The following is a 7,707-nucleotide window of genomic DNA, read 5'->3' as shown; positions in this document are numbered from 1 at the left end:
AACCACACCGCCTACGGTACTCACTCAATCGCTTTCAGTAGAGCTGGATGAAAACGGAACAGCTAGTATTACTCCTGAACAAATCGATAATGGCTCAACTGATAATTGTGGTATCGCAACTTCTAGCTTAAACATTACCAGCTTTGATTGTTCTCATATTGGAGAGAATACGGTTACACTTAGCATAACCGATACGAGCGGAAATGAAAGCTCTGCTACGGCTGTGGTAACGGTTATAGAAACCACACCGCCTACGGTACTCACTCAATCGCTTTCAGTAGAGCTGGATGAAAACGGAACAGCTAGTATTACTCCTGGACAAGTAAACGACGGTTCCAGCGACAATTGTGGTATCGCTACTTCTAGCTTAAACATCACCAACTTTGATTGTTCTCATATTGGAGAAAACACAGTTACGCTTAGCATAACCGATGCAAGCGGAAACGAAAATTCTGCTACGGCTCTAATAACAATTATAGACAACGAAGCTCCTGTCGTAGAAGCTCAAGATATAGAAGTTGATTTGGCAGGAGAAGACTCTATTAGTATTGTACCTGAACAGGTAGATAATGGAAGTTATGATAATTGTGTAGTCACATTTACCTTAAATCAAGATACATTTACAGAAGTAGGAGAATATCAAGTAACTTTCACAGCTACAGATATAGCGGGAAATACAACCTCCATCAACGTTACCGTGACCGTTTTAGATACACTAGGGGTGCAAGAAAACCAAAAGTCCTTTTTAAGTGTTTACCCAGTTCCCGCAAAAGATTATCTTAACTTTAAAATCGCAAATAATGATAGGATTAACTCAGTAGAAATTTATGATCTTAGAGGAAGAAAAGTGCAATATATAAAGTCTCCTGTCAATACAATCAATCTAGTAGACTTACAGAGTGGAATGTATTTATTCAAATTTAATTTACAAGAAATAACACTTACTAAAAAGATAATTATACAATAAAAAACGTAATGAATTTGAGTAGAGTAACCCCTTGTTTATTCATATGCTTTTGTATTGAAATATATCATTAAATAAAATAACGACTTTGATTTATAATCAAAGTCGTTATTGCTTTTTATCATATTTTTTATTGTATATCTGCTTTCATTCCTAAAACTAGTTTTTGTCACTCCCCAAGCTTCGGGAGTGCGAAGTCGAAAGGTTAAACAAACGCAGCCTGTCTTAAGCGCCAGCCCGAAAGAATTCATTTTGGCGGGAAGACGAAAGGCTCGACTCTGCTATTAGATTAGTAGTATAATTGAAATTGTTTAAATTGTAGGTAATAATCAGTTGAAATATACTGAAAAACCAGAGGAGGTGAGGTGAACTATTTCGACTCACAAGTTAACAGACTTATTAATAGCGTTAGCTCGAGCCCATAACCTGGTTTATTCAGTAATATTCAAGTTAAACACTAAGTTATGAAAAAATTATTTATTGGAATTGATGTCTCCAAAGATGTATTTGATTACTGCTGCCTTGATCAAGAGAATAAAATTGTTTTAAGGGGAAAAGCAGATAATACAAAAGAAGGTATCAAAGAGTTTTGCAAGCTGATCAATACGCGAAAAGGCTATTCTTTTTGGATCTTTATGGAACACACGAAATATTATGATTCTTTATTAGCTCGACGTGACATTTACACTATTATTTGATTACAGTGGACACTAAACGGATATGCAAAATATTTTTTTATCAAATAAGAACACTATAACCTTAAAAGTAAAACTCGTCTTCATAATGCTATAGAAAATGAAGCATAAACATTCAGCTTCTTACTCTTGAAGTTCGCGTAGAATACCTTTTTCTGAACTGGCGTCTAAATTGAATGTCAGTTTTGAGTTGACTTGCCAAAGCTCTTGAATCTCTTACGACTCTACTTCAAAAGCTTCGCTGAAAAGCTATTCTCAACGACAATTCATGTACTTCTTTCTAGTCATCTTCAACAGAATGAAAAATATTGAATGAGACTCCCCCTTTAAAAAATACTTCGATACTGCTTCACGTAATAATCTTAAAATAGGTATCGAAAAACGTACAACAAGCTTACTCCTAGGACCAAAAAATCTATCTACGACAAAAGCCCAACGAGAAAGTTGGACTTTTAAAACGCGTCAACAAAAAAAGCCTCCAAAAATGAAGGCTTATATAGTATAACAAGAATTAAGAATTACTTCTTAAACTTAGCATATTTGTTTTTAAACTTATCGATACGACCAGCTGAATCGATTAACTTCGTCTTACCAGTATAAAACGGATGAGAAGTTCTAGAAATTTCTAACTTCACTAAAGGATATTCATTTCCTTCGTAGTCAATTTTTTCTTTTGTATTTACGGTAGACTTTGTTAAAAAAATCTCGTCGTTAGACATATCTTTAAAAGCTACAAGTCTATAATTTTCTGGATGGATTCCTTGTTTCATCTTCTTATTCTTTAAATCTTATGATTTTTTCGAGGTGCAAATTTAAACAATTCTTAGAATAAAACAATCTTTTTCTAAAAATTATTATTACAAATATAAACTTTTCATGCAGACTATGTAACCTTTTTCTATATTTGTCTACTAACTTGTCAGAAACCAATAAATCAACTCATGGAATCAACCAACAATGTGAAATCCATTGCCAGTAGTATCGGTCTTATCTTAGGGATTTCCCTAAGCCTCTTTATCGTTCTTATCTATGCTTTTAATTTAGAACTTCTAACCCAATGGTATATTTCTATTATTGAGTTTTTAATTATTGTTAGCCTTGGAGCCTATGCTTGTGTTAAAGCAAAAGCTACCTTTACAGAACCATTCACTTTCAAAAGTGCGTTTAGTGCTTTTTTTATTAGCATCGCAATAGGTTCTATTATATATACGGTGGTCAATTATATTCTTTTTAATTTTGTAGATCCTGAAGCTGCCAATTATATTGTTGAAGTTTCTATCGATAAAATGAAAGAAACCATGGCTAGTTTTGGAGGTACCCAAGAGCAAATCAATTTGATGGTAACCGAAATGGAAAGTGAGAATCAATTTTCATTAGCTAATCAAGCCATTGGTCTAGCTTTCAAGCTTGTTTTTTATTCGGTTATTGGGTTGTTAGTGGCACTTATATTTAAAGAAAAATCTAATCAAGCAGCTTAAGAATGCAAATTTCTATCGTGATACCCTTATTAAACGAACAAGAATCAATTCCCGAATTACATCGTTGGATTGCTGCTGTCATGAAAGCTAATTCTTATAGTTATGAGGTGATTTTTATTGATGATGGCAGTAGCGATGGCTCTTGGCAAGAGATACAAAAAATAACTGCGCTAGATGCGAATGTAAAAGCAATTCAGTTTTTAAAAAATTACGGAAAATCCCAAGCCTTACATGCCGGGTTTGAAATGGCTCAAGGCGAAGTGGTTATCACTATGGATGCCGATCTTCAAGATAATCCAGAGGAAATTCCAGAAATGTACAAACTCATCCAAGAAGAAGGTTTTGACATCATCTCGGGCTGGAAGAAAAAACGCTACGATCACGTCTTGACCAAAAATATTCCGTCGAAATTATTCAATGCAGCAGCTAGAAAAGTTTCAGGCGTAAAACTTCACGATTTTAATTGCGGCTTAAAAGCCTATCAACAAGTAGTGGTAAAAAATATTGATGTTTATGGAGAAATGCATCGCTACATTCCGCTTTTAGCGAAAAATGCAGGCTTTGAGAAAATAGACGAAAAAGTAGTGCAACATCAAGCCAGAAAATACGGTTCTACCAAATTTGGGGCAGAGCGTTTTGCGCACGGGTTTTTAGACCTCATTTCCATCTGGTTTTTATCTAAATTTGGGAAAAGACCTATGCACTTATTTGGCGCTTGGGGAGCGGTCATGTTCATCATTGGTTTTATTACCGCCATTGGGATAGGCGCTACAAAATTATATAAACTGTGGTATCATATTCCAGATATTCTAGTAACGCAAAACCCTTGGTTTTACATTGCCCTTACCGTGATGATTCTAGGGACATTACTGTTTATTGCAGGTTTCTTAGGCGAACTCATTTTACGTACTCAAAAAAATCCGCAACGCTACAAAATCAGTAAAGTTCTCAAATAAGCTTTCGCTTCAGTAATATTCTTTACTTTTGCCTTTTATAACGAGGAAAAATCTATGAAAGAAATACTTTCTAAAGCCAAAAATTGGCTATCAGACACGTTTGATACGCACACCAGACAGCAAACGCAACATCTTATAGAAAATGATGCGAAAAAACTTAAAGATAGTTTTTATAAAAATTTAGCCTTTGGAACGGGAGGAATGCGCGGTATTATGGGCGTGGGCACCAACCGAATCAATAAATATACCTTAGGAAAAAATACGCAGGGAATTTCTAGCTACTTAAAAAAGCAATTTCCCAACGAGCAGCTACAGGTCGCTATTGCCTACGATTGTAGACACAACAGCAAAGAATTGGCTCAAATTGTGGCCAATGTATTTTCGGCGAACGGCATTGAAGTATTCCTATTTTCTGATCTTAGGCCTACGCCAGAGCTTTCTTTTGCGGTAAAACACCTCAACTGTCAATGCGGAATTGTACTTACTGCAAGTCACAATCCTCCTGAATACAACGGTTACAAAGTGTATTGGAAAGATGGCGGACAATTGGTTCCCCCAGAAGATGCCGAAATTATCAACGAGATAGAAAACCTAGAATACCAACATATCAACTTTGAGGCTAAAAAGGAACTCATCCAATTTATAGACAAAGAAGTGGATGAAGCTTTTATCGCTGCCTCGATTAAGAATGGTAGCTTTAACGCTTCCGCGGAAGCGAAATCAGCTTTAAAAATTGTCTTCACCTCTCTTCATGGAACTTCGATCACCTTAATCCCCGAAGTTTTAAAACGAGCGGGATACACCCATGTAAAAGTGGTGGAAGAACAAGCCGAACCTAACGGAGATTTCCCGACGGTAAAATCACCCAATCCAGAAGAACCTGAAGCCTTAAAAATGGCCTTAGATCTTGCTGAAAAAGAACAGGCAGATATCGTCATAGGAACAGATCCCGATGGTGATCGACTGGGGATCGCAGTGAGAAATCAAGAAGGAGAAATGATGGTCCTTAACGGTAATCAAGCGATGGTCTTAATGACCGATTTCTTATTAAAAGAACACCAGCAAAACCAAGGTTTTAAAGGAGACGAATTTATTGCCTCTACCATTGTTTCTACCCCTATGATGCAGAAACTTGCAGCACATTACGGCGTAGAATGCAAAGTGGGATTAACCGGTTTTAAATGGATTGCCAAAATGATAAAAGATTTCCCTGAGCAAGAGTTTATTGGTGGCGGAGAAGAGAGTTTTGGCTTTATGGTAGGCGACTTTGTACGCGATAAAGATGCAGTCACTTCTACCCTACTTATTTGTGAAATTGCTGCGGAAGCAAAAAACAAAAATAGCACGGTGTACCACCAACTGCTAGAACTTTATAAAACACACGGCCTTTACCAAGAGGAATTGGTCTCTTTAGTGAAGAAAGGAATTGAAGGGGCGCAAGAGATTCAGGAAATGCTTAAACAACTGCGAGAAGAAACTCCGACTCATTTTGGAGGTATCGCTGTAAAAAAAGTAGAGGATTACCAAGCTTCTGAAGTGATTGATATAGAAACTGGAGAGAAAACATCCTTGGATATTCCCAAGTCTAACGTTTTGATTTATCATTTAGAAGATGGCACTCAAATCGCAGCACGACCCAGCGGAACTGAACCCAAAATAAAGTTTTATGTAAGTACAAATGCTGCTTTAGATAAAACCGAAAACTACGCTACCGTAAAGCAAGAATTAGATCATAAAATTGAATCTGTATTGTCTTATTTCAATTTTTAATTAGAAATATACATGAGTTATTTTAAAAAAGTTCTTCAGTTTGCCAAGCCCTACAAGCGTTTTGCCATCCTGAATATTATTTGTAATATCTTTTATGCTCTTTTTAGCACGCTCTCTTTTTTAGCCTTTATTCCAATGCTACAGGTTCTTTTTCAGGAAGAAGAGCCTATATTGATCAAACCTGATTGGAATGGAGAGTTTGGTAGCTTTAAAGATTTTGCGAGTGATTATGCTAACTTTTTCCTGAATCAGCGGGTGGAAGAATACGGCCCTATTTCTGCGTTAATCACCATTTGCATTTTGGTACTTATCTTATTCTTTTTAAAGAATTTCTTCAACTATATGGCAATGTACTTTATCGCTTCGTTAAGAAATGGGATGTTACGGGACATTAGAAATAAGATTTACGAAAAAATTACCGAGCTTCCGATTGCATTTTTTTCCGAAAAGAAAAAAGGAGATACCATTTCTAGAATTACTAGTGATGTGCAAGAAATACAATCTTCGTTTTTGAGCATGCTAGAAATGTTCATTAAAGAGCCGCTTACCATTATTTTTACGCTTATTGGAATGTTGATTATTAGTCCGCAGCTAACGATTTTCGTCCTTGTTTTTCTTCCTATTGCAGGACTACTAATTTCTAGCATTGGAAAAAAGCTGAAAGCGAAATCTAACTTGGCACAACAAGAAAATGCGAATTTCCTCTCTATTGTAGAAGAGACGCTTTCTAGCTTAAAAATTATTAAAGGCTTTAATGCCGAAGTAAAATTTAGGGATAAATTTGAAGAGAGTACAGGGAGATTAAACCGTATTCTAAATTCACTTTTACACCGTCAAAACCTAGCTTCTCCTATGAGTGAATTTCTAGGCGTTGCAGTAATTACTATTATTTTATGGTATGGAGGTCAAATGGTGCTTATTGAGCAAACTATGGACGCCTCTACCTTTATTGGTTTCTTAGTGCTTACGTACAATATTTTAACGCCGGCGAAAGCCATTTCTAAAGCCACGTACAGTATTCAGAAAGGAAATGCCAGTGCAGAGCGTATTCACGAAATTATAGAAACCGAAACTAGCGTTAAAGAACATCCTAGCCCTACCCCTAAAGAAGGCTTTGAAGAGGAGATTTCTATAGATCATATTTCTTTTGGATATGAAGAGGAGTATGTTTTAAAAGACTTTTCTTTAAAAGTAAAAAAGGGAGAAACCGTGGCTTTAGTAGGTCAGTCTGGAAGTGGAAAATCTACCATCGCCAATTTGGTCACTCGTTTTTATGATGTGAATGAAGGAGAGATAAAAGTGGACGGCATCAACATTAAAAATCTTTCTAAAAGCTCATTAAGAGCTTTAACCGGTTTGGTGACTCAAGATTCTATTCTCTTTAATGATACGGTAAGAAACAATATCGCTTTAGGAAAAGATCATGCCACCGATGATGAAATTATAGAAGCGCTTAAAGTAGCTAATGCTTGGGAGTTTGTATCTGAACTTCCTAAAGGATTAGACACTAACATTGGAGATAGTGGAAACAAACTTAGTGGCGGACAGAAACAACGTTTATCGATTGCAAGAGCGGTACTTAAGAATCCGCCGATTATGATTTTGGATGAAGCTACTTCTGCCCTAGATACCGAAAGTGAACAATTGGTTCAAAAAGCCTTAGAGAACATGATGAAGAACAGAACTTCTATTGTCATTGCACATAGACTTTCTACCATTCAAAATGCAGATCAGATTGTGGTGATGCGCAAAGGAGAAATTGTTGAGCAAGGCAAACATCAAGAACTCTTAGCGCTTAACGGAGCTTATAAAGGCTTGGTAGACATGCAAACTTTAGAATAAGA

7 protein-coding genes are annotated in these 7,707 nt (G+C 36.2%); 6 read left to right on the top strand and 1 reads right to left on the bottom strand.

From position 1 onward, the window contains the following. Together RBU60_RS00665 and RBU60_RS00660 are read left to right on the top strand one after the other, a co-directional pair. A partial coding sequence (locus RBU60_RS00665; RefSeq protein WP_308862683.1) for a T9SS type A sorting domain-containing protein occupies nucleotides 1-967 on the top strand: 967 nt, incomplete at its 5' end. A gap of 461 nt (nucleotides 968-1,428) precedes the next feature. Beyond that, nucleotides 1,429-1,662, top strand: coding sequence for an IS110 family transposase (locus RBU60_RS00660; protein WP_308862682.1), 234 nt, complete (start codon nucleotides 1,429-1,431; stop codon nucleotides 1,660-1,662). Between the two features lie 515 nt (nucleotides 1,663-2,177). Here RBU60_RS00660 and RBU60_RS00655 read toward each other — a convergent pair. Then, nucleotides 2,178-2,429 (bottom strand): type B 50S ribosomal protein L31, encoded by a 252-nt coding sequence (locus RBU60_RS00655; protein ID WP_308862680.1) that lies wholly within the window; start codon nucleotides 2,427-2,429, stop codon nucleotides 2,178-2,180. A gap of 171 nt (nucleotides 2,430-2,600) precedes the next feature. Between RBU60_RS00655 and RBU60_RS00650 the strand changes: the two genes are divergently transcribed. From RBU60_RS00650 to RBU60_RS00635, 4 genes are read left to right on the top strand one after another with little or no spacing between them, the layout of a single operon-like run. After that, nucleotides 2,601-3,137, top strand: coding sequence for a DUF4199 domain-containing protein (locus RBU60_RS00650; protein WP_308862679.1), 537 nt, complete (start codon nucleotides 2,601-2,603; stop codon nucleotides 3,135-3,137). Between the two features lie 2 nt (nucleotides 3,138-3,139). Next, a complete protein-coding gene (locus RBU60_RS00645) occupies nucleotides 3,140-4,093 on the top strand; it encodes a glycosyltransferase family 2 protein (protein WP_308862678.1) in 954 nt (317 codons plus the stop codon). A gap of 54 nt (nucleotides 4,094-4,147) precedes the next feature. Then, entirely contained in the window at nucleotides 4,148-5,863 is a 1,716-nt protein-coding gene (locus tag RBU60_RS00640) for a phospho-sugar mutase (RefSeq protein ID WP_308862677.1), read from the top strand. Between the two features lie 12 nt (nucleotides 5,864-5,875). Next, entirely contained in the window at nucleotides 5,876-7,705 is a 1,830-nt protein-coding gene (locus tag RBU60_RS00635; protein ID WP_308862676.1) for an ABC transporter ATP-binding protein, read from the top strand. Nucleotides 7,706-7,707 lie beyond the last annotated feature (2 nt).

It is taken from the genome of Mesonia profundi, from assembly GCF_031085155.1.
In the GTDB taxonomy this organism is placed as follows: Bacteria; Bacteroidota; Bacteroidia; order Flavobacteriales; family Flavobacteriaceae; genus Mesonia; species Mesonia profundi.
The sequence above is the reverse complement of the archived record's forward strand: the minus strand, read 5'-3'. Positions and strand labels throughout refer to the sequence as shown.

Bases quoted from the DNA above. Each gene is read 5' to 3' on its own strand.
- RBU60_RS00640 (WP_308862677.1), top strand. From the start codon at position 4,148: ATGAAAGAAATACTTTCTAAAGCCAAAAATTGGCTATCAGACACGTTT.
- RBU60_RS00645 (WP_308862678.1), top strand. From the start codon at position 3,140: ATGCAAATTTCTATCGTGATACCCTTATTAAACGAACAAGAATCAATT.
- RBU60_RS00655 (WP_308862680.1), bottom strand. From the start codon at position 2,429: ATGAAACAAGGAATCCATCCAGAAAATTATAGACTTGTAGCTTTTAAA.
- RBU60_RS00650 (WP_308862679.1), top strand. From the start codon at position 2,601: ATGGAATCAACCAACAATGTGAAATCCATTGCCAGTAGTATCGGTCTT.
- RBU60_RS00660 (WP_308862682.1), top strand. From the start codon at position 1,429: ATGAAAAAATTATTTATTGGAATTGATGTCTCCAAAGATGTATTTGAT.
- RBU60_RS00635 (WP_308862676.1), top strand. From the start codon at position 5,876: ATGAGTTATTTTAAAAAAGTTCTTCAGTTTGCCAAGCCCTACAAGCGT.